The following is a 19670-nucleotide window of genomic DNA, read 5'->3' as shown; positions in this document are numbered from 1 at the left end:
TGATTCGCTGACCGCGCAGTCAACAGATGAAGCCTTTCAAGGAGTTCTCAATGAGTGAAATCTATCTGGGTGTGAACATTGACCATATTGCCACCCTGCGCAACGCCCGTGGCACCCAGTATCCGGATCCGGTACAGGCCGCCTTCGTGGCCGAACAGGCCGGGGCTGATGGCATCACAGTGCATCTGCGAGAAGATCGCCGCCACATCACTGAGCGCGACGTGGAGATCCTGCGCCAGACCATCCAGACCAGAATGAACCTGGAGATGGCAGTGACCGAAGAGATGATCGGCATCGCCTGCCGCATCAAGCCCCACTTCGTCTGTCTGGTGCCGGAGAAGCGCACCGAGGTGACCACCGAGGGCGGTCTGGACGTGGCCGGTCAGCTGGCCAAGGTGACTGACGCCGTGGCTCGCCTCTCCGCGGTAGGGGCTCAGGTATCCCTCTTTATCGACGCCGATCCCATCCAGATCGATGCGGCCGCCGAGAGTGGCGCCCCCTTTATCGAGATCCACACTGGCCGTTACGCCGATGCAACTACCGATGCCGAGCGCAACGCCGAGTTCAAGCGCATCGCCGCCGGTGCCTCCTATGCCGCTGGCAAAGGCTTGAAGGTCAATGCCGGCCACGGCCTGCACTACCACAACGTCAAGGCCATCGCCGCCATCCCCGAGCTCTATGAGCTCAACATCGGCCACGCCATCATCGGCCGCGCCGCCTTCGACGGTCTGGCCAAGGCGGTCAGCGATATGCGCCTGCTGATGCAGGAAGCCCGTCAGGGGATCTGATGGTTCGGGCACTGGCAACGCACAGTGGCCATATGAAACAAAAGGGACGCCATGGCGTCCCTTTTGTTGTTTCTGCCGATGGGAATATCGACAGCCGTCAGACCTGCTGCTGTGCCCATTTTCCCAGACGCTGCAGCGCCTCACCGAGCAGCTGGCGGGAGGTGCCTATGTTGATCCGCACATACTCTTCGCCATCGCTGACGTAGTGGGAGCCATCTTCGATGATGACCCCCGCTTCGACTGCCCACCTGCGGGTCACCTCGCTTGCGCTCATTCCGCTCCCTTTGGTATTGACCCAGACCAGATAGGAGGCATCCATCGGCATGACTTGGAAGTCGGGCAGGTTCTCCCTGAAGTAGCGCGCCAGAAGGGTGTAGTTTTCTCTCAGATAGAGATTCAAGTCAGCCAGCCACTCATCGCACTCGTTATAGGCGGTGATAATTCCCCAAAGCCCGAACACGTTGGGAGAGGTGATGGAGTTCTGCTCAAGGCGCGCTCTGAAGCTGTTTCTTATCTGCGGATTTGGAATGATGCTGTAGGAGGTTTTCAATCCGCCCAGATTGAATGCCTTGTTGGGCGAGCTCATCAGCATCATGTTGTTGCAGTAACGCTCCTCCAGCGCCAGAAAGGAGACGAACTCGCCATGGATGATGTGCTCGGCATGCACTTCATCGACCATCATCAACACCTGATGGCGCAGGCAGATGTCGGCAACGGCTTCCAGCTCGCCCTGACTCCATATCCTGCCCGACGGGTTGTGGGGTGAGCAGAGGAAGTAGATTTTGGGCTTGTGGCCAATGATCTGCTCCTCCAGCTTCGCCAGATCGATCCGGTATCGCCCCTTGCTCAGGGCTAACGGGTTGGTTACAACCTTGACCCCCTGCCTTTCGGCCGCCTTGGCAAAGGGATCATAGACAGGGGTGTTCATGATGATGCTGTCACCCGGCTGGCAGAATGCCTGCACCGTGTAATGCAGGGTCGAGACGGTGCCATAGGAGAGGGTGATCCACTCCCGCTCCACCGCGACCTTGTGGTGGCGGGCCTGGAAGTTGATGACCGCCTCGTAGAAATCATCGATGCAGTGGGTGTAGCTGAAGGTGCCCCAGCTGATGATTTCGCTGAACTTGCGAGCCACAGCCGGCGGTGATTTGAAATCCATATCGGCAATCCACATGGGAATGCTGTCTGCAGGAACGGGGCCAAAGCGGCTCTCGATCACTTTCATATCCCACTTGCGGCATTTGTCGCTGATGCGATCTGCCAGCTCGTCGAAACGGGAGGGGGGCAAGTCGGCAGAGGGGGTTGGGAGGCGCAGGGCCTCCCGATCTTTACAGGAGAGCATCGAGATTATCCTTCACGGTTTGAACCTGAGCGCCAATGATGACCTGCACGCTGTGCTCGTCGATTTTTACAACGGAGAGGGCGCCAGCCTGTTTCAGGATCTTCTCCTGCAGCTTGCCCATGTCGTGTACCACCAGTCTCAGCCGGGTGACGCAGTTGTCCAGGCTGACGATATTCTCCTTGCCACCGAGGGCACTCAGGATCACGGCCGGGTCGTGTTTCGCAATCTGGATATCATCGACCTCATCCCTGCCGGGGGTCTTGATGTCATATTTCTTGATGTACCAGTAGAAGACGGTGAAATAGATGGCAGACCAGATAAGGCCAATGGGAATTATCAGATACCACTTGGTTTGCCAGCCCTGCATGATGCCGAAAATAAGCAGGTCGAGTGCACTGCCATCGGTATTGCCGATGGTGACGCCACACATGGCCACCACAAAGAGCGCGGCGCCGGTCATAAAGACATGGAACAGATAGAGTACCGGCGCGACAAACAGGAACAGGAATTCGATGGGCTCGGAAATACCGGTCACGATAGAGACCAGTACCCCGGAGATAATCAGGCTCTTGATTCTGGTTCGATTGCTGGGCGTGGCTGCCATATACATGGCCAACGCTGCAGCAGGCAGACCGAATATAAAGGTCGGCATAAACCCTTGCGACAGGAAGGCGGTTGCTGCCGGGCTGATGGGTTCACCCGCTTTCAACTGGGCGAAGAAGATATTGAGCGCGCCGGAAATGGTTTCGCCATTGACCAGCTCGGTACCGCCTGCCGGGGTAAAGCGCACCATGGCCAGCATGATGTGGTGCAAACCGAGCGGTTTGAGCAGGTTGATGGCCACTCCGTAGAGGAAGGCACCAAAAGAGCCGGCAGAGATGATCATGTTGCCGACCGCAGTAATACCGAGCGCCACATAGTGCCAGAAGAGCGGCATGGCGAGACCGATCAGCGACATGACCAGCACGGTGATGATGGGCACGGAGCGCAAGCCGCTGAAGAACGAGAAGGCGTCGTGCAGTTTGAGGTTATAAAAACGGCGATGGATGAAGTAGGTTACGATCCCCGACACTATGCCACCCAGCACACCCATGGAGAGGGTCTGAACCCCCATCACCATGGCTTGCCCCGCCAGTTTGATATTTTCCGGCGAAGCCAGTTGATTGGTACTGGCGAGATAGAAGTTGATCCCGATATTCATCGCCATATAGCCGACGAAACCGGAATAGGCCGCGACACCCTTGTTCTTTTCGGTCAATCCCATCGGAATACCGATGGCAAACATGATGGGCAGATAGGTGAAGCCGAAGCTGCCTACGGTTGCCACCAGATTGAAGACGAGCTGGGTATATTCCCCACCAAGAAAAGGAAAATTATCTATGGTGGAGGGGCTGGTAATGGATGACCCCACCCCCAGCAGTAATCCCATGAATGCCATCAGAGAGACGGGAAACATGAATGTTTTCCCCAAACTCTGGGCAAATTCCCATACCTTATTTCGCAAGGATGCGCGAGCCATCATTATTATCTCCCAGACCTGTTACCGTAATTTTATTGTTATCAAATCTTGTTATTACTCATGCACATACGGATTTTCGCCTCGACAACTTCCTCCATGGCGGCCATGGCGGGTACCAGATACTGGCGCGGGTCGCTGGCATCCGGATGAGAGCCAAGGAATGCTTTCATTGCATCGGCGAAGGCTATCTTCAGTTCGGTCGCAACGTTGACCTTGCAGATCCCGAGTTCGATGCAGCGGCGCACATCGGCCTCCGGTACGCCGGAGGCACCGTGCAGCACCAGCGGAATATCCACCTGCTCGCGAATGGCGGCGAGGCGGGCGAAGTCCAGACGGGGCTCCTCCTTGTAGAGGCCGTGGGCGGTACCGATGGCCACCGCCAGCGAGTCGATACCGGTACGGCGGACAAACTCGGCCGCCTTGAGCGGGTCGGTAAATTTGGCATGAGCGGCATCGACGATGAGGTCATCCTCCTGACCGCCCAGCTGACCCAGCTCCGCTTCGACGCTGGCCCCCATGCGATGGCAGAAGGTCACCACGCTGCGCACCTTCTCGATGTTCTCTTCAAACGGAAAGTGCGAGGCATCGATCATGGCGGAGCGAATGCCCGCTTCGACCTTGTTGTGGATGTCCTGCTCGTCTTCGTGGTGATCCAGATGCAGCACCAGCGGGATACGGTACTCATGGGCCGCGGCCTGACAGATGGAGACCAGATACTCGACCCCGGCATGGCGATAGGTGCCCGGGGTGCCAGCCAAAATCACCGGAGAGCGCATGCGAGCGGCGGTGCGAGCCACCACCTGCACGGTTTCCAGGTTGTGGATGTTGAAAGCCGGTACGGCATAACCGTGGCGCTGGGCATCTTTGAGCATTTCATGGGAAGAGATCAGATACATAGTGACTCCTGAGCGTCCTGATTGACGCGAGATCCTGAGAAAAGGGAGGAGAGCTGGGTCGGGTTTATTTCCCGGCCAGCTACCCAGATGTGTTGTTGATTGAGTTCAGTGGTGAGAGCGAGCAGGTTGGCCTGTTTGCCAACCGCCAGTGAACCGAGGCGATCGGCAATGCCGAGCATCTTTGCTGGTGCCAGCGAGGCCATTGCGATGGCTTCATCGAGCGGCACATCCGCCAGCTGCACCATGTTGCGTACGGCGCCAAGCAGGGTGAGGGTGCTGCCCGCCAGACCGCCGGTTTCGGTGCGTACCACGCCGTTTTTCATCTCGACCCGATAGTTGCCAAGCAGATAGTGACCGTCTGGCATACCGGCGGCGCGCATCGCATCGGTGACCAAGAGCAGGCGCTGGCCGGCGCAGCAGTGACAGAGCTTGAGCACGCTCGGGTGGAGATGATGGCCATCGGCGATCAGCTCCAGCCAGGCTGCGGGATGGACAAGACCCGCACCGACCATGCCGGGTTCGCGGTGGTGCAGGCCGCGCATGCCGTTGAAGCAGTGCACCAGCCCGGAGGCGCCCGCTGCCAGCGCCGCCATGGTGGTGTCGTGATCCGCCGCCGAGTGGCCCAGCATCACCCGCACGCCGTTTGCGGCAAGATGGTGAATGGCCGCGATGGCGTTGGGCTTTTCCGGTGCCAGCGCGACCACCTTCAGGCTGCCGCGCGCGAGCTGTTGCAGGTGGGTCAGTTCGGCAATATCCAGCTCCCGAAACAGCGCCTGATCGTGGGCGCCCTTGTTGTCCGGCGTGAAGTAGGGCCCTTCCAGATAGCAGCCGAGCAGCTCGGCGCCCGGTATACCGCGGGCAACGCCATCGGCAATGCGGGCAAGGGCTTGCTCTATCTCGGGGAGTGGGGCGGTGACCGTGGTGGCAAGAAAAGCGCCGACCCCTTCTGCCGCCTTGGCCATCGACAAGGTAGCCAGGGCATTGCCATCGCTATCCATGACATCGACGCCGGCACCGCCGTGGACATGACCATCGATCAGCGCAGGCACCAGCAGCTCGACATCCCGTGCCGGATCGCCATCCGTGATGGGGGCGATGGCGGTGATGATGCCGCCTTCATGGGTGAGCTCCTGATGTTCCAGCCAACCCTGTTCGGTCAGCAGGCGACGGGCACGGATCCGTGAGGTCATTTAAATACCCTCCTCGACGAGAGCGGCATCTGCCTGACGTTCTTTACCCATCTCATCTGCTAGCGAGGTGAGCCCCCGGTGGCCGCAATCAAGGGCCTGCCGGCGGAATTCACGGGCGCTGAGGCCATCGCGCTCCAGCACCATCTCCAGCAGCAGTTGCAGGTTGGTACCGGTAATAACCTCCCGCTCTGGCTGGTGCAGTGAGAGGGTAGAGGCGACCCGAAACGGGGTGCCACCGAGCAGGTCGGTCAGGAAAACCACGCCATCCCCCTTGTCGACCTCAGTCAGTGCCGCTTCGCACTGCGCCTGCAGCAGGGCAGTGGTGGAGCTCTCGGGAAAGTCGATGGCGATAACCGCTTCCTGTTCGCCGAGGATCTGCAGCATGGCGCGCTCCAGACCGCTGGCGAAACCGCCGTGACCACAAATAATGATGCCCAACATAGTCAGTTCCTTTACTGCAAAGGGGGCCGGCTTGCTGCCGGCTCCGGATTAGAGGAAACCGGCGAACTTGCCGACGATACCGAGTACTACCGTGATGACGATGAGGCGCAGCGGGCTCCAGCCTTTGCGGATCAGGGCGTACATCGCCAAGGTGTAGAGCAGCGGCAGGAAGGCGGGCATCAGCTTGTCGAGCACATCCGCCTGCAGTTTGACGACTGCATCACCGGCAGTGATCTCCAGCGTGGTGCCAAGACGCACATAGGTGGCGACTAGTGCGCCGATCACCGTCATACCGACGATGGATGCGGCATGGCCCACCTTGCGGGTGTTGGCCTTAATGACCGGAATGGCCGCTACCCCCATGCGGTAGGCGTAGTGCGCCAGACCAAAACGCAGGCCGAAGTGGACCACGTTGAACAGCAGGAAGAAGACCACGGCACCCATGATGGAGCCTTGCAGCGCCAGATCTGCCCCTATGCCGCCGCAGATGGGGAGCAGGGTTAGCCAGAACATGGCATCGCCGATCCCGCCGAGTGGTGCACCGACGGCAATCTTGGTGCTCTGGATGCTGTTGACGTTCTGCTTGGAGCGCTCCATCGCCAGCACGATCCCCATCACGAAGGTGACCAGGAAGGGGTGGGTGTTGAAGAAGCCCATGTGCCCTTTCATGGCCCGGGAGAGATCCCGCGGATTGGTGTGGATCTTCTGCAGTGCCGGCAGCAATCCATAGAGCCAGCCGGAGGCCTGCATCCGCTCATAGTTGAAGGAGGCCTGCAGCAGCAGGGAGCGCCAGGCAAAGCGGTTGATATCCTGCTTGGTCAGCTCGGCGCCAAGCTGCTGATCTTCATAGGTGTCGTCGGATTGTGGCCGGGTATTGTGCGGTTCGGCGCTGGAGATGATCCGCGCAGCTGTGTTGTTAGATGCCATCTTCGGTTTCCTCCTGAACAGGACGAGCTTGCGGGGTGGTGGTGCGCATGAAGTCGATCAGGGCCATGGCCAGCGCGGCGGCGGCGATGGCCAGTACCGGCAACTGGAGCCAGGCGGCAGCGACGAAACCGAGGATGAAGTAGGGGATATAGACGTTCTTCATCATGATCTTGAGCAGCACGGCAAAACCGATGGCGGGCATGATGCCGCCAGCAACGCCGAGGCCATCGATGAGGCGGGCAGGCAGCACGTCGATGGCTGCCTTGGCATGTTCGGCCCCGAAGTAGGTGGGCAGGAAGGCACAGAGGAAGTAGAAGGTGCCCAGCGCCAGCAGCGCCAGGTAGTTGACCCGCTCGATACCGCGCACGTCAGCCGCTTCGGCCATGCGATCGCAGCGGGACATGACCCCCGACATCACCGAGAAGAGGAAGGTGATCCCCATCTGCACGGCCACGGCGAAGGGAACGGCAACCCCGACCGCCACATCCGGCTTGACCCCGGTGGTGATGGCGAAGGTGGCGCCGACTATGGTGCCGATAATGACGTTGGGCGGTTGCGCCCCCGCCAGCGGGGCCAGTCCCATCCAGACCAGCTCCAGGGTACCGCCCACCAGAATACCGGTGGGCAGGTCGCCGAGGATGAGGCCAACCAGCGGCCCCAGCACCACGGGACGGTGGAAGTGGGTCAGACCGTTGAACAGGTCGAGTCCGGCGAAAAACGCCAGGATGCCAAGCAGCAGACCTTGTAACAAACTGATTTCCATCACAATTGTCCTTAATCAGAGCAAATTGAAAATGTCCTGTGCCGGTTCGGTCGGCACGCCCTGGACATAGCACTCGACACGGGCGTCCCGCAGGGCGCGAAATGCGGTGATGTCCTGTTCGTCCACGGATACGGTCTTGTGGATTTGACGCTTGCCGTCGGCGTAATGCATGTTGCCGACGTTGATCCGGGAGATGGGGACACCTCCCTGAACCAGGGTGTTGAAATCGGTCGGGGTTTTGCAGACCAGCAGGATCTTCTGGCGATCTGCCGCCTTGTGGATGTTGTCGATCACCTTCTGGAGCGGCCAGAACCGCACCGCAATGCCTTCGGCCAGCACCATCTCCATCAGGTTCTGCTGGATGGGGTCCTCTGCCACCTCGTCGTTGGCGACCAGCACCAGATTGGCACCGGCAAAGCCGACCCACTGGACACCGACCTGACCGTGGATCAGACGCTCATCGATCCGGCTCAATACGATATTGGGCATCACAGCACTCCTTCTTGGTGGAACGGATAGATATTGACCCCCTGTACGACCCGGTTGACCTGACCGGTGGGGCAGGGATTGTCCGGACTGATCCCCAGTCCCAGCGAGGTATGGAAGGCGTAGTACTGGGCATAGAGCAGGTAGCAGAAGGCGAGCTGGGCATCGTCGCCATGCAGGGTGGCGGGCAGATAGATGTGCTCACCTTCCTCGATAGCGGGATGGCGCTGGTCAGCGATGGCGACCACCCGGGCGGCCTTGCCATCGCTTCGCAGCTCGCGCAGCAGATCCAGATCGTATTGACGGGTGTAAGGATCGTTGGAGATGAGCAGCAGGATGAGCGTCTGCTCGTTGACGACCGATTTCGGACCGTGGCGAAAACCGGTGGGGGAGTCGAACATGGCGACCAGACGGCCGGCGGTCAGCTCCAGCAGCTTGAGTGCCGCCTCCTGCGCCACCCCTTGCAGACTGCCGCTGCCAAGATAGATGACCCGCTCGGGCAACGGTTCGTTCCAGGCCGGTACGCGCTGCACAACCTGCTCCAGAATGGCGTCACTGGTGGTGACCAGCTGCTCGCAGCGCTGGCGGTTGAACCGCTCTGGCAGGAAGAGAGCCAGACAGCTCAGCATCATGCTGGTCAGGCTGCTGGTCATGGCGAAGCTGCGATCATTGGTCTGGGGCGGCATCAGCAGGGCCAGAGAGTGGGCATCTTGCTGGCAGCGGCGATAGAGTGCCCCTTCACCGTTACAGGTCAGTACCAGATGGTGGCAGTGGCTGAGCAGCTGGCTGGCCAGTTCGACCGCCGCCACGCTCTCGGGGCTGTTGCCGGAGCGGGCAAAGGAGATAAGCAGGGTCGGGCAATCTTCGGCCAGATACTCGGCCGGGTCGGTGACGATATCCGTGGTGGCGATCGCCTCGACCCGGGCATGCAGGTGGGCCGAGAGATAGGGGGCGAGCGCCCGACCGGCAAAGGCGGAGGTGCCAGCTCCGGTCAGGATGATGCGCAGCTCTTGCCGGGCGAGCAGGGGTTTCAGAAAACGGGTCAGTGCAGGACGGCACTCCTCGACCATGGCGAGGGTCTCGCGCCAGGTGGCGGGTTGCTGGCGAATTTCACGGGCAGTCGCCAGGCCATTGGCACTGCGCAACATCTCTTCTGAATAACCAAGGATCATGTCTGCAACTCCTTATACAACGGGGTCGAGCTGGGAATGGCGGCGAGAGGCCGCAGTGCAGGCGCTGGCGTAGTGCCGCAGCACCTCCTGCACCTGATCGAGAATGAGGTCATGGGGATTGGCCGAGAGCGTGCCCTGACGCACCTTGCGATACTGCAGGGGCAGATGCTGGCTCAGCAGTGGCAAGGGGATGGGCTCCGCCGCCAGATTGGCCAGCAATCTGGCGTAGCACTCATCGACCCGGCTATCGGGCCAGTAGTAGCGAATGCGATCCGAATAGCTGTAGCCACGGGCCAGCCGGCACTCGTTGGCACTGCCCTGATAGTGGCTGCGCCAGAAGTCGGGGCGCTCCAGCATGGTCTCTTCCATCACCTTGCGCAGACCTGAACAGGCCTTGGCAACCACCAGTTCCTCCTCGATGGCGGCAAGGGCAAACAGCGCTTCGCGCAGGGCGAAGGTGAGGGCGGGGCCGACCTTGAGAATGGCAAAGTGGTCGCGTACCAGCTGGCGGTAAGCCTCGGGAGTCTGGTAATCGGTGGAGTGGGCCTCGAACACCATGTGGGGATAGGCTTCGATCATCCGGCTAAGGGGAGCCGCTTTTTCGGGCCGGTAATCGATGACGCGGGTATGGTCAAACTCGACGCCGGGTTGCACCACCAGACCGATCACCCTCGGCCAGATATGGGCCAGCCCCGCCTTGCTGAAGGCCTCTTGATGGGCCTCGAGGGTATGGCGCGCTGCCTCCGGCGTGGTGACCGCCAGCTCGGCAAGATCGTCATGGGCACCGCCCGGCACCGGCACCTCGGTGCCAATCACATAGACCAGATCGCTCTCGCCAAAAGTGGCCAGACAGGTTTGCTCGGCGATCTGCGCCAGCCGTGCCGCCCTTTCAGCGACCAGCTCGTCGGTCAGGGGAACGGGATCGCCCTGACAGGACATGCTGCAGTCGAGGTGGATCTTCTTGAACCCGGCAGCGACATAGCTGGCGATGAGATCCCCGGCATGGGCCATGGCCTGCTCGGCCGGTTCCCCCTGCCAGCGGTTGGGGCCCAGATGGTCGCCCCCCAGAATGAGGCGCTGCGCCGGAAAGTGACACTGTGCCGCCAGCTCGTAGAGGCGATCGTGAAAGTCGGCGGGGGTCATGCCGGTATAGCCGCCAAACTGATCCACCTGATTGGATGTGGCCTCGACCAGCAGCAGCTCATCCCCTTCGGCGGCCAGCCGCAGCGCGGCCTCCAGCACCAGCGGGTGAGCGGAGCAGACGGCGTAGATCCCGGTCTGTTCTCCCTGTTTATGTCTTTCGACCAGTGCCAGCATGGATTTCATTTTGATGTCCCTTGGTTGCTGCGGATGGAAATGTTCTTTCGATTTCTTTTCTTTACGGTAGTGGGGAGGAAAAGAAAACGAAACAAAAGAGTCGTCAGATCTTGAAAGGGATCACAAAAAGAAAGGTATCGAAAGGATTTGAATAGTGGGGAAAGATTATGAGAGTGGTGGTAAAGCGTAATGAAGGCTTGATTTGGCACCTTCGCTGAGCGTTAATATGCAAACGTAACGAAGTGAAAGCGATCTTTCACTACAGCATTCCGGCAGAAGAACTATGCAAACAAGCGAAAAAGGTGCGCTCGGAACCAGCGAGCGGCGGGAGCGGATTATTCAGCAGCTGCGCAGCAATGGCAGCGTTCAGGTCAACGAGCTGGCGACTCATTATCAGGTCTCTACCGTGACCATCCGCAACGATCTGGCTTTTCTGGAGAAGCAGGGGATCGCCGTGCGCGCTTACGGCGGCGCCCTGTTGTGTGAACCAGGCCAGACGGTGCCGGAGCGCACCATTGCCGACAAGAGTGTGCTCAATACTCCCGTGAAACAGCGGATCGGCGCGCTGGCGGCGACCCTGGTGCCCTCCGGTTGCCGCCTTATCCTCGATTCGGGGACGACAACACTGGAGGTGGCGCGCCATCTGAAGGGACATCAGGAGATCCTGGTGATGACCAACGGCATGAACGTGGCGAATGAACTGCTCGAAGCAGAAGGGGTGGAGCTGCTGATGACGGGTGGACATCTGCGCCGCAAGTCGCTCTCCTTCTACGGTGCGCAAGCGGAGCAGTCCCTGCAAAACTACCACTTTGACATGCTGTTTCTCGGGGTGGATGGCATCGATCTGGATCGCGGCGTCAGCACCCATCATGAGGACGAAGCACGCCTAAACCGCTGCATGTGTCAGGTGGCCGAGCGGATTGTGGTGGTCACCGACTCCAGCAAGTTTGGCCGGCGCAGCCTGCACAAGATCATCGATACCCTGCGTATTCACACCCTGATCACCGACGATGCCGTGCCTGCCGATATCCTTTCCGGCCTGCGCAATGCCGGTATCGAAGTGCTGCTGGTACCGGCCGATGGCAGCACGGGACAGGAGAAGCGCGGGCAATATAATCCAGTGCAATCAGCTATAAGCGGTTGATGACAAACGCGATAGACTGGGTTTCTCACTCACTGATCGAGCCTGTTATGTACCACCCCGAGATCACCGAACTTGAACCTGTCGCCCGCGCTGCGGGGGCGGCCATCATGGCCATCTACAGCCAGCCCTTCGCGGTGGAGTACAAGAGCGACGAGAGTCCGCTGACCGCGGCCGACAAGGGGGCTCATGAGGTGATCGTTCAGGCGTTGGCACGGCTGACTCCGGATATCCCTGTGCTGTCGGAGGAGTCGGGGCCCGAGGTGATGGCGGCGCGCCACAGCTGGTCCCGCTACTGGCTGGTGGATCCCCTCGATGGCACCAAGGAGTTTGTCTCCCGCAACGGCGAGTTCACCGTCAATATCGCGCTGATTGAAGAGGGGGCGCCGCGCTGGGGATTGGTCTATGCGCCGGTGCTGAACAAGCTCTGGTATGGCGGCAAAGGAGTAGGCGCCTGGCGCATCGCCGATGGCAAGCGCGAGTCCATCCAGACCCGGCCTCATCGTGAAGGGGAGGCGTGGAGAGTGGTGGGCAGTCGCAACCACCTGTCGCAGGAGACCCTCGATTTCTTGGCTCCCTTTGGTGAAATCGAGCTGGTCTCTATGGGCAGTTCGCTGAAGTTCTGCATCATCGCCGAGGGGGGCGCCGAGCTCTATCCGCGCCTCGCACCCACCTGCGAGTGGGATACCGGCGCGGCGCAGGCGGTGCTGGAGGGGGCGGGGGGCAGCGTCACCCAACTCGATGGTTCACCCCTTGCCTACAACAAGCCCGATATCCTCAATCCCTGGTTTGTCGCCAAGGCATAAACGAGATATCGGGATGCAAAAAGGCCGGACTGGAATGAACTTCCAGTCCGGCCTTTTTTATTTCGCTATGCGCTTTGCGGTCAGAAGACCTTCTTTAACGGCTTGATGGTCACTTTGGCATAGACGCCAGCTGCCACATAGGGATCGGCATCGGCCCAGGCCTGGGCGTCCGCCTGCGAGGCAAACTCGGCGATGACGGTGCTGCCGGTAAAGCCGGCATCGGCCGGATCCTCGGCATCGATGGCCGGGTTGGGGCCGGCAGTCAGCAGCCGACCCTCATCCTGCAGGGCTTGCAGGCGAGCCAGATGGGCGGGGCGAACCTGCTTGCGCAGCGGCAGGCTGCCCTGAACATCTTCGGAGTAGATGAGATACCACATGAGACAATCCTTTTCTGATGAGGGTTATTTTTTCAGCTGTTCTTTTTGATCAGCCGGAATGTGGCGGTAGAGGTAGACACCGCTGAGCAGGGTAAAGACCAGCGTCATCCCCAGCAGGCCGAACACCTTGAAATTGACCCACATCTCTTGCGGCAAGTTGAAGGCCACATAGAGATTGAGCAGGCCGCAGACGGCAAAGAAACCGGCCCAGCCGAGGTTGACCCGATCCCAGATGGCGTCGGGCGCCTGCAGCTCCTTGGCCAGCATCTGCTTGATCAGGTTTTTGCCAAAGCCGTAGCGGCTGATGAGCAGACCCAGCGCAAACAGGGCGTTGATGACGGTCACTTTCCACTTGATGAAGGTGTCATCGTGGAAGAACACGGTGAGACCGCCAAAGAAGCCGACCAGCAGGAAGGTAAAAAGCTGCATCTTCTCGACCTTGCGATAGCGGATCCAGCTATAGGCGAGCTGCAGACCGGTGACCACCACCAGGGCGCCAGTGGCCATGTAGATGTCGTAGAACTTGTAGACCGCGAAGAAAACGATAAGTGGAATAAATTCAATAAATTGCTTCATTGTTGGCGCCTAGTCCTCAAAAATGGCCTGCAAATTTCGCCCAGTCTACCTGCACGGTGGACAACGGCAAATGAATAAGACCGCTCATTTTTACGCCGGTTCCGCGCTGTCGCCAAACAGTTGGCGAGCAATGGTGAGCCCCAGTCGCTGCTGATCGGCCAGCAGGTCGCGGATATGGCCCTCTTCAATCAGGGGGTTGAGCAGCACGGCGCGCAGCAGGGTGAGGGGTTGGGCACCGTAGCGCACCACTGCCCGCTGGGTACGGGAGACAAAGCTGTGCCCCTCGGCGCGCTGGGCTTTTTGCAGCGCTACGTTGAAGGTGTTGATCTGCTCGTTGGCCGCTTCATCCAGCACCTTGCCCTGCAGATGGGGCGGGATGCAGCGATAGGAGAGCAGGTTCATCACCGGAGCAGACATCAGCTCGAAGGCCGGATTACTGGTGATGAGCTCGGCCATCAGTCGGGCCCGGTCGTAGTTGGCCTCGATGAGGTTGGCATAGCCTTGCTGGCCGAACAACTGGAAGGCGGCATCCAGATAGAGGGCATTGGCCGGGCGGGTGCCCTCCAGCGTAAAGCGGCCCTGATCGAACGAGGTGGCGCGAATGGCATAGGGCGCCTCCCGCTTGACCGCCATCATCAGGTCGGGCTGGCGGCAGAGCAGCATGCCGGTACCGAGCGGCACCAGCAGCTGTTTGTGGCCATCGAGGGTGACGGTATCTGCGCGCTCGATCCCGGCCAGCAGGTTTTGATAGCGGGGGGAGAAGAGGGTCGGGCCACCCCAGGCAGCATCCACGTGGAAGTGGATCTGCTCTCGTTCGGCAATGGCCGCCAGCTCAGGCAGGGGATCGATGGAGCCAAAGTCGGTACTGCCTGCCACGCCGACCAATGCCAGTACTTTCAATTTCTGCTCTTTGCACTGGATCAGCGCCTGTTCCAGCGCAGCCAGACTGAGCCGGTTCTGCTCGTCGGTCTCGAGGCGCCAGACGCTGCGGGCGCCCAGTCCCAGCAGATCCATCCCCTTGTCGAAGGAGTAGTGCATCAGCCGGGAGCCCAGAATGACTGCACCGCGATAGCCTTGCTCATAGAGCGCGAACAGGTTGTCGCCGCAGGCGCGGTTGCGGGCCAGCCACAGTGCCGTGACGTTGGCGATGGTGCCGCCGCTGGTCATGACGCCGAGGGCGGCATCCTTGGCATGCATCTGCTCGCCGTAGAAGGCATCGTCCCTGCCATAGATGAGGCGGTGCAGCTTGGCCAGCACCTCCCGCTCCAGAAAGCTGAGCAGGCGGGAGGACTCCATCTTCATCGGATTCTGGTTGAGCATCACCAGCAGGCGCGACAGCTCGGCGGTATAGGCCGGCAGGGGCGCCGTCATGTGGCCCATGTAGCGTGGCGAGGTGAGGTGCGAGGCGCCGGGTACCAGAGTAGCCAGCCGCGCCAGATACTCCTCGATAGGTTGGCCGACTGCAGGCATGCGGGATTGATCGAGCTGGTGGGTGAACAGGTCGCGCTGATAGGGGGCCTGACTGTCGTCGGAGTGGTGGAAGCTCTCCAGCAAGGTGTTCATCGCCTCGCCAAAGGCGGGATCCGCTTGTGCAAACAACTCAGTCAACTTCATCAGGTTCTCCAGACCAGGTCACCGGGTTAGGTGTCTATGCCGCTTGTCTCGGGCATCGGCGGCAGAGCATACACCAAAGGGGGGCGGGTGACAGCCACCCCATTTTTTAAGCGAACACTTGTACTCCGAAATGGCGCTGGGTAGAGTGAGCCACAGTTATTGTGGAGTCGATGTTATGAGTGGTGTGATGGATTACTCCCCCCGGGAGGAGCTGGCAAACCGGCTGAGTCACGGTGCGGGATTGTTGCTGGGGATTGTCGGGCTGGTGCTGTTGCTCATCAAGGGATGGGGACAGGGTACGCAGGCGCTGGTGAGCTACAGCCTCTATGGCGGCAGTTTGGTATTGCTCTATCTCGCCTCGACCCTCTATCACAGCATGGCTGAAGGGCGTGCCAGACGCTGGTGCAAGGTGTTTGATCACTGTGCCATCTATCTGCTGATTGCCGGCACCTATACCCCCTTTCTGCTGGTGGCGCTCGATACGCCGTTGGCGAAGGGGTTGATGGTGGTGATCTGGGCCCTGGCGCTGGCCGGGGTGGTGTTCAAGCTGGTGTTTATCAACCGCTTCAAGAAGTTGTCGCTCTTTACCTACCTGATGTTGGGCTGGCTGTCGCTGGTGGTCATCTACCAGCTCTATATCCATCTGGCCGGTGAGGGGTTGTTGCTGCTCGGGCTTGGCGGCCTTATCTACAGCCTCGGGGTCATCTTCTATGTGGCCAAGCAGCTCCCCTATAACCACGCCATCTGGCATCTCTTTGTGCTGGGTGGCAGCGTTTGTCACTTTATGGCCATTTACGGCTACGTCGCCTAACGTCTTGCAACTAGCCCTTAATTGGTATTTTTGGCGCGTAAAAGGATAAATTCGTGCGGTATCACACAGTTGGCATCAGCGTTTGCTGACAAGCTAGGGCCAGTTCAATTCGCAAAGGATGCACGAAATGAGTGAAATCGCGCTTTCCATCAGCATGTTGTCGCTGGTGGCAGTGCTGGGACTCTGGCTTGGAAACTGGCGAGTCTATGGCGTTGGGTTAGGGATCGGTGGGGTGCTGTTCGGCGGCATCATTGTGGGTCACTTTGCCGGGGTGTCAGAGCTGGCGCTCGATGAGCAAACACTCCATTTTATTCAAGAGTTTGGCCTGATCCTGTTTGTCTATACCATCGGCATTCAGGTCGGCCCCGGTTTTTTCTCGTCATTGCGCAGCTCCGGACTCAAGCTCAATGCCTTTGCTGCTTTGCTGGTTATCCTGGGGTGCATCGTTGCGGCGGCACTTCATCAACTGTTTGATGTGCCGCTACCGGTGATCCTCGGGGTCTTCTCCGGTGCCGTGACCAATACCCCATCTCTTGGTGCGGGTCAGCAGATCCTGGCGGAGCTGGGAGCTCCCCATGGTTCAACCGGGCTGATGGGGATGGGATACGCAGTGGCCTATCCATTCGGCATCTGCGGCATTTTGCTCACCATGTGGCTGGTCAGGGTCTTCTTTCGCATCAAGATCGACGATGAAGCCGCCCAGTTCGAGTTGCAGACAGGTAAAACCAAGGAGAGCTTGCAGACCATCAACATCGCGGTACGCAACCCCAACATGCATGGCTTGATGCTGAGCGAGATCCCGAGTCTCGACGAGTCTGATGTCATCTGCTCACGCCTCAAGCGTGGCGACGAGCTGATGGTGCCGCGCCCTGATTCCCGTATCGAGCTGGGCGACCTGCTGCACCTGGTTGGTGAGCGCCATGCACTGCACAAGGTGTTGCTGGTGCTGGGTGAAGAGGTCGACACTTCCCTATCGACTCGCGGTACCGACCTGAGGGTGGAGCGGGTCGTGGTGACCAACGAGCAGGTGCTGGGCAAGAAGATCCGCGATCTTGACATCAAACAGCGCTATGACGTGGTGATCTCGCGCCTCAACCGGGCCGGTATCGAGCTGGTACCGACCAGCCAGACCAGTCTGCAGTTTGGTGACATCCTCAACCTGGTAGGTCGTCTCGATGCCATCGAGGCCGTGACCAATGTGGTCGGCAACGTGCAGCAAAAACTGCAACAGGTGCAGATGTTGCCGGTATTTATCGGGATTGGCCTCGGCGTATTGCTCGGCTCCATCCCCTTCTACCTGCCCGGATTCCCGGCCGCTCTCAAATTGGGTCTGGCGGGGGGGCCGCTGGTGGTGGCGCTGATCCTGTCGCGGATCGGCAGCATCGGCAAGCTCTACTGGTTCATGCCCCCCAGCGCCAACCTGGCGCTGCGGGAGATCGGGATCGTGCTGTTTCTGGCGGTGGTTGGCTTCAAGTCAGGGGCCGGCTTTGTTGATACCCTGATCAACGGTGATGGCCCCTCCTGGATGCTATATGGGGCAGCGATTACCCTGATCCCCTTGCTGGTGGTCGGGGTGCTGGCGCGTCTCTATGGCAAGATGAACTATCTCACCCTCTGTGGCTTGCTGGCTGGCTCCATGACGGATCCTCCCGCATTGGCCTTTGCCAACGCCATGCACCCGACCAGTGGTGCCAGTGCGCTCTCCTATGCCACTGTCTACCCGCTGGTGATGTTCTTGCGGATCATCTCGCCGCAACTGCTGGCCATCATCCTCTGGGCCGGTGCATAGGGTTAATTCTGACAGGAGCATGCCTTGTCATGCTCCTGTCATGATAATGTATTGATAATTTTAGTTTTTATTTTTCGGTAATCCCCTCGTCACCCTTCTGTCTGGCTGAACGGTCCAGCCTCAAATCAGTCTATTCTTTCGAATTTTCGAACTGGTTATTTGCTCTCTCTCTGTGCAGAGTAGGCTGTGGCTTTTTGCATGCAAATCAGGATTCAGGAGAGAACATGATTACCAATTCCGTTACTCTGGAACAGGGCGTAACCGTCACCCAGCTCAAAGGTCAAGTTTATCAGGTGGCTGCAGATGGTAGCCGCAAGTTGCTGGTGGAAGGGGATGTGCTGCCGAAAGGGGCGGTGATCATGTCGCCGGATGGCGCCAGTTTCATGGGCGGCGGACAGTCTTTCAATGTGCAACCTGCCAGCGAGCAGAGTGAGCCTGCCGAAGAGGAAGATGCTCCCCAGCTGGCGCAAAACAGTGCCGCAGGCACACCCGATGATATCAGTGCCCTGCAAGAAGCCATTTTGGGTGGCGCTGACCCGACCCAGGCCTTTGAAGCCTCCGCCGCAGGCGGTGCACCTGCTGCCGGTGGTGGTGGTGTTGGTGGTGTCGCCGGAGCCAGTGGCAACGGCGGTTTTGTCACTATCGACCGTACCGGTTCCGCAACCATTGCTGAAGCCACCTTCGATACTATCTACAACGCCAATGGCGAGCCACCGCTGGATGCGGCTGGAGAAGATGAGGTATTTGACCTTACGCCTCCAACCATCTCCGTGGTAGCGCCAGACAATACCAATGACACCACTCCGACCCTGACCGGAACCACGGATGCGCCTGCAGGCAGCACGGTGACCCTGGTGGTGACCGATGTCAACGGCAATCAGCAGACCCTGACCGCTATTGTCACACCTAATGGCACCTTCACCGTGGATGTGGTTACCCCACTGGCCGAGGGTTCTTATACCGTCACCGCCACAGTGACCGATCCTGCGGGGAATACCGGCAGTGCAACTGATGATGGCAGTGTGGATGTAACCGCTCCAGTGATTACTGTTGATGCACCTGACAATACCAATGACACCACCCCGACCATCACGGGTACTACGGATGCACCTGCTGGCAGCACGGTCACTCTGGTCGTGACCGATGCCAATGGTAACCTGCAAAAATTGACCGCCACGGTACAACCTGGTGGCAGCTACAGCGTAGATGTAACTACTCCGCTGGCCGAAGGCAGCTATGAGGTGACGGCCAGCATCACCGATCCGGCTGGCAACACAGGTACCTCTACCGACGATGGCAGTGTTGATAGCAAGGCCCCTGACTTGGCCATCACCCTGGATGCCGACATCACCGCCGACGACGTCATCAACGCCGCCGAAGCGGGTCAGCAGATCCCGGTCAGCGGCACCGTGAGCGGCGAGTTCAAGGCAGGGGACACCGTCACCCTGACCGTCAACGGCAAACCGTTCACCGGTCCGGTGGATGCCGATGGCCGCTTCACCATCCTGGTGGCGGGCAGCGACCTGGCGGCCGATGGCGACCGCACCATCGATGCCAGCGTGACCAGCACCGACGTGGCGGGCAACAGCGCCACCGCGACCGACAGCGAAGGTTATGAAGTGGATACTGACCTGCCGGGCATCGACCTGGCGGCGATTGGCGATGGCAACCTGTCGGTGGCGGAAGCCAAGGCGGTCGAGCTCAAGGGCGAGACT

Annotated in this window: 19 protein-coding genes; 6 read left to right on the top strand and 13 right to left on the bottom strand. The window is 59.7% G+C overall.

The features are described from left to right. Positions 1–50: 50 nt before the first annotated feature. The gene (gene pdxJ, locus G5221_RS19585) at positions 51–788 is read left to right on the top strand and encodes a pyridoxine 5'-phosphate synthase (protein ID WP_421263751.1); all 738 of its coding nucleotides are present in this window, start codon (positions 51–53) and stop codon (positions 786–788) included. 97 nt (positions 789–885) lie between these two features. Here the strand turns inward: pdxJ and G5221_RS19580 are convergent, their stop codons facing one another. The 10 genes from G5221_RS19580 to kbaZ all read right to left on the bottom strand — a co-directional run bounded on the left by G5221_RS19580 (position 886) and on the right by kbaZ (position 10850). Then, positions 886–2130: a MalY/PatB family protein gene (locus tag G5221_RS19580; protein WP_266135352.1), complete on the bottom strand. Its 1245-nt coding sequence runs from the start codon at positions 2128–2130 to the stop codon at positions 886–888. After that, entirely contained in the window at positions 2117–3586 is a 1470-nt protein-coding gene (gene malX, locus G5221_RS19575) for a maltose/glucose-specific PTS transporter subunit IIBC (protein WP_266135351.1), read from the bottom strand. Before malX ends, G5221_RS19580 begins: the two co-directional genes overlap by 14 nt. A 104-nt stretch (positions 3587–3690) precedes the next feature. Further along, a complete protein-coding gene (locus tag G5221_RS19570) occupies positions 3691–4545 on the bottom strand; it encodes a tagatose bisphosphate family class II aldolase (protein ID WP_266135350.1) in 855 nt (284 codons plus the stop codon). Further along, positions 4536–5735 (bottom strand): N-acetylglucosamine-6-phosphate deacetylase, encoded by a 1200-nt coding sequence (gene nagA, locus G5221_RS19565; protein ID WP_421263750.1) that lies wholly within the window; start codon positions 5733–5735, stop codon positions 4536–4538. Before nagA ends, G5221_RS19570 begins: the two co-directional genes overlap by 10 nt. Beyond that, positions 5736–6176, bottom strand: coding sequence for a PTS galactosamine/N-acetylgalactosamine transporter subunit IIA (gene agaF / locus G5221_RS19560; RefSeq protein WP_156854829.1), 441 nt, complete (start codon positions 6174–6176; stop codon positions 5736–5738). Between the two features lie 48 nt (positions 6177–6224). Further along, complete coding sequence (gene agaE, locus G5221_RS19555; protein ID WP_005354370.1) at positions 6225–7103, bottom strand: PTS N-acetylgalactosamine transporter subunit IID; 879 nt, start codon at positions 7101–7103, stop codon at positions 6225–6227. Further along, a complete protein-coding gene (gene agaW / locus G5221_RS19550; RefSeq protein WP_005354369.1) occupies positions 7093–7866 on the bottom strand; it encodes a PTS N-acetylgalactosamine transporter subunit IIC in 774 nt (257 codons plus the stop codon). The genes agaE and agaW overlap by 11 nt, the downstream gene beginning before the upstream one ends. A gap of 15 nt (positions 7867–7881) precedes the next feature. Further along, positions 7882–8355, bottom strand: a complete 474-nt coding sequence (gene agaV / locus G5221_RS19545) for a PTS N-acetylgalactosamine transporter subunit IIB (RefSeq protein WP_159157552.1) — start codon at positions 8353–8355, stop codon at positions 7882–7884. Continuing rightward, entirely contained in the window at positions 8355–9524 is a 1170-nt protein-coding gene (locus G5221_RS19540; RefSeq protein WP_266135348.1) for an SIS domain-containing protein, read from the bottom strand. Before G5221_RS19540 ends, agaV begins: the two co-directional genes overlap by 1 nt. Before the next feature lie 12 nt (positions 9525–9536). Next, a complete protein-coding gene (gene kbaZ, locus G5221_RS19535; RefSeq protein ID WP_266135347.1) occupies positions 9537–10850 on the bottom strand; it encodes a tagatose-bisphosphate aldolase subunit KbaZ in 1314 nt (437 codons plus the stop codon). Positions 10851–11124: 274 nt separating this feature from the next. On the opposite strand from kbaZ, the gene G5221_RS19530 reads away from it, so the two are divergent. Both G5221_RS19530 and cysQ read left to right on the top strand, forming a co-directional pair. Then, the gene (locus tag G5221_RS19530) at positions 11125–11985 is read left to right on the top strand and encodes a DeoR family transcriptional regulator (RefSeq protein WP_323137706.1); all 861 of its coding nucleotides are present in this window, start codon (positions 11125–11127) and stop codon (positions 11983–11985) included. A 47-nt stretch (positions 11986–12032) separates the two neighbouring features. Next, positions 12033–12788, top strand: coding sequence for a 3'(2'),5'-bisphosphate nucleotidase CysQ (cysQ, locus tag G5221_RS19525; protein WP_266135346.1), 756 nt, complete (start codon positions 12033–12035; stop codon positions 12786–12788). Positions 12789–12868: 80 nt separating this feature from the next. On the opposite strand, the gene G5221_RS19520 is transcribed toward cysQ, so the two are convergent. The 3 genes from G5221_RS19520 to G5221_RS19510 all read right to left on the bottom strand — a co-directional run bounded on the left by G5221_RS19520 (position 12869) and on the right by G5221_RS19510 (position 15355). Further along, positions 12869–13165 (bottom strand): YciI family protein, encoded by a 297-nt coding sequence (locus tag G5221_RS19520; RefSeq protein ID WP_421263749.1) that lies wholly within the window; start codon positions 13163–13165, stop codon positions 12869–12871. Positions 13166–13189: 24 nt separating this feature from the next. Then, positions 13190–13741, bottom strand: a complete 552-nt coding sequence (locus G5221_RS19515; protein WP_041210614.1) for a septation protein A — start codon at positions 13739–13741, stop codon at positions 13190–13192. 90 nt (positions 13742–13831) lie between these two features. Next, positions 13832–15355 carry an aminotransferase class V-fold PLP-dependent enzyme gene (locus G5221_RS19510; RefSeq protein WP_266135345.1) on the bottom strand — a complete coding sequence of 508 codons (1524 nt, stop codon included), beginning with the start codon at positions 15353–15355 and terminating at the stop codon, positions 13832–13834. 175 nt (positions 15356–15530) lie between these two features. On the opposite strand from G5221_RS19510, the gene trhA reads away from it, so the two are divergent. The 3 genes from trhA to G5221_RS19495 form a co-directional block, all read left to right on the top strand. After that, positions 15531–16166 carry a PAQR family membrane homeostasis protein TrhA gene (gene trhA / locus G5221_RS19505; RefSeq protein WP_158111314.1) on the top strand — a complete coding sequence of 212 codons (636 nt, stop codon included), beginning with the start codon at positions 15531–15533 and terminating at the stop codon, positions 16164–16166. Positions 16167–16293: 127 nt separating this feature from the next. After that, positions 16294–17955 (top strand): putative transporter, encoded by a 1662-nt coding sequence (locus G5221_RS19500; RefSeq protein ID WP_216952965.1) that lies wholly within the window; start codon positions 16294–16296, stop codon positions 17953–17955. Positions 17956–18179: 224 nt separating this feature from the next. After that, a partial coding sequence (locus G5221_RS19495) for a retention module-containing protein (protein ID WP_421263748.1) occupies positions 18180–19670 on the top strand: 1491 nt, incomplete at its 3' end.

This window comes from Aeromonas sp. 602200, from assembly GCF_049173895.1.
GTDB lineage: Bacteria > Pseudomonadota > Gammaproteobacteria > Enterobacterales > Aeromonadaceae > Aeromonas > Aeromonas veronii_A.
Note: the sequence above shows the minus strand (reverse complement) of the source record. Positions and strands in the feature narration are given on the sequence as shown.

Excerpts from the sequence above, each read along its gene's own strand:
- pdxJ (WP_421263751.1), top strand. The coding sequence starts at position 51 with ATGAGTGAAATCTATCTGGGTGTGAACATTGACCATATTGCCACCCTG.
- G5221_RS19580 (WP_266135352.1), bottom strand. The coding sequence starts at position 2,130 with ATGCTCTCCTGTAAAGATCGGGAGGCCCTGCGCCTCCCAACCCCCTCT.
- malX (WP_266135351.1), bottom strand. The coding sequence starts at position 3,586 with ATGTTTCCCGTCTCTCTGATGGCATTCATGGGATTACTGCTGGGGGTG.
- G5221_RS19570 (WP_266135350.1), bottom strand. The coding sequence starts at position 4,545 with ATGTATCTGATCTCTTCCCATGAAATGCTCAAAGATGCCCAGCGCCAC.
- nagA (WP_421263750.1), bottom strand. The coding sequence starts at position 5,735 with ATGACCTCACGGATCCGTGCCCGTCGCCTGCTGACCGAACAGGGTTGG.
- agaF (WP_156854829.1), bottom strand. The coding sequence starts at position 6,176 with ATGTTGGGCATCATTATTTGTGGTCACGGCGGTTTCGCCAGCGGTCTG.
- agaE (WP_005354370.1), bottom strand. The coding sequence starts at position 7,103 with ATGGCATCTAACAACACAGCTGCGCGGATCATCTCCAGCGCCGAACCG.
- agaW (WP_005354369.1), bottom strand. The coding sequence starts at position 7,866 with ATGGAAATCAGTTTGTTACAAGGTCTGCTGCTTGGCATCCTGGCGTTT.
- agaV (WP_159157552.1), bottom strand. The coding sequence starts at position 8,355 with ATGCCCAATATCGTATTGAGCCGGATCGATGAGCGTCTGATCCACGGT.
- G5221_RS19540 (WP_266135348.1), bottom strand. The coding sequence starts at position 9,524 with ATGATCCTTGGTTATTCAGAAGAGATGTTGCGCAGTGCCAATGGCCTG.
- kbaZ (WP_266135347.1), bottom strand. The coding sequence starts at position 10,850 with ATGAAATCCATGCTGGCACTGGTCGAAAGACATAAACAGGGAGAACAG.
- G5221_RS19530 (WP_323137706.1), top strand. The coding sequence starts at position 11,125 with ATGCAAACAAGCGAAAAAGGTGCGCTCGGAACCAGCGAGCGGCGGGAG.
- cysQ (WP_266135346.1), top strand. The coding sequence starts at position 12,033 with ATGTACCACCCCGAGATCACCGAACTTGAACCTGTCGCCCGCGCTGCG.
- G5221_RS19520 (WP_421263749.1), bottom strand. The coding sequence starts at position 13,165 with ATGTGGTATCTCATCTACTCCGAAGATGTTCAGGGCAGCCTGCCGCTG.
- G5221_RS19515 (WP_041210614.1), bottom strand. The coding sequence starts at position 13,741 with ATGAAGCAATTTATTGAATTTATTCCACTTATCGTTTTCTTCGCGGTC.
- G5221_RS19510 (WP_266135345.1), bottom strand. The coding sequence starts at position 15,355 with ATGAAGTTGACTGAGTTGTTTGCACAAGCGGATCCCGCCTTTGGCGAG.
- trhA (WP_158111314.1), top strand. The coding sequence starts at position 15,531 with ATGAGTGGTGTGATGGATTACTCCCCCCGGGAGGAGCTGGCAAACCGG.
- G5221_RS19500 (WP_216952965.1), top strand. The coding sequence starts at position 16,294 with ATGAGTGAAATCGCGCTTTCCATCAGCATGTTGTCGCTGGTGGCAGTG.